The sequence below is a fragment of the Micromonospora craterilacus genome (genome assembly GCF_003236315.1).
Lineage (GTDB): Bacteria > Actinomycetota > Actinomycetes > Mycobacteriales > Micromonosporaceae > Micromonospora > Micromonospora craterilacus.
Genome location: NZ_POTY01000498.1, coordinates 1 through 1,102 on the forward strand (window position 1 = coordinate 1; position 1,102 = coordinate 1,102).

Consider the following 1,102-nt stretch of genomic DNA (forward strand, 5'->3'; position numbering starts at 1 on the left):
GGCCAACCCGGCCGTCATCGCGCTGCACCTGCACGAGCTGGACCGACTGCCCGAGGAGCCCCGGGATCGAGGGTGGGTCGGGACCAGTCCGTGGCCCCGTACTGGATCTCGAAACTGCGCTGGGCGCTGCGTCCGCCGTCGTGTTCCTCCCACAGCCACTCGGCGTAGCTGGCGAACCCCTCGTTGAGCCAGATGTCGCCCCAGCGGGCCAACGCCACGCTGTTGCCGAACCACTGGTGGGCCAACTCGTGGGCGACCACCCCGAAGTTCGGCTCGCCGGTACGGAAGAAGCCCGGCCCGTAGACCGGCCGGGACTGCGTCTCCAACGCGTACCCGATCCGGTTGTCGGCGACCACCACGCCGCCGTACGCCTCGAACGGGTACGGCCCGAAACGGCCGGCCAGGAAGTCGGCGATCTCGCCGGTACGGGCCAGCGACGCGGCCTCCGCCCCGCTGGCGGGCAGCCCGGCCGGTACGGCGGTGACCAGTGGCTTCCCGGCGTGGCTGCCGGACTCCACCCGGTAGTCGCCGATCACCAACGTGGTCAGGTAGCTGGCCATCGGCGACCGCTCGGCCCAACGCCAGGTGGTCCAGCCGTCAGCGCTGGTCCGCTCCCCCGGCACCCCGTTGCTCAGCGCGGCGAGGCCGTCGGGGACGGTCACCTCGATGTCGTAGGTAGCCTTGTCGGAGGGGTGGTCGTTGACCGGGAACCAGGTAGCCGCCGAGTGGGGCTGGCCGAGCGCGATCGCACCGTCGTCGGTGTGCTGGAATCCGCCGCTGCCGAGCACACCGTCGGCGACCGCCCCGGGCACACCGGCGTACGCCACCTCGACGGTGAAGCGGCTGCCCGAGCCGAGCCCCTGGCGCGGGGTCACCACCAGTTCGCCGTCGGCGTGCCGGTGTTTCGCCGGGGCACCGTCCACGGTGACCGAGCTGACGTCCAGGCCGACCAGGTCCAGGTTGAACCGCGACAACGGTTGGGTCGCGGTCGCGGTGACCTCGGCCTTGCCGGTGAGCCGGTCGTCCGCCGGGTCGTAACGCACCGCCAGCCGGTAGTGCCCGACGTCGTACCCCCCGTTGCCGCTGCCCGGCACGTACGGAT

At 72.1% G+C, this 1,102-nt stretch carries 2 pseudogenes; one reads left to right on the forward strand and one right to left on the reverse strand.

The window, feature by feature from the left end:
- Window positions 1-70: pseudogene (locus C1I95_RS34065) on the forward strand (TetR/AcrR family transcriptional regulator); the annotation flags it as partial.
- 121 nt (window positions 71-191) lie between these two features.
- On the opposite strand, the pseudogene C1I95_RS34070 reads toward C1I95_RS34065, so the two are convergent.
- A pseudogene (locus C1I95_RS34070) lies at window positions 192-1,094 on the reverse strand (M1 family metallopeptidase); the annotation flags it as partial.
- Window positions 1,095-1,102 lie beyond the last annotated feature (8 nt).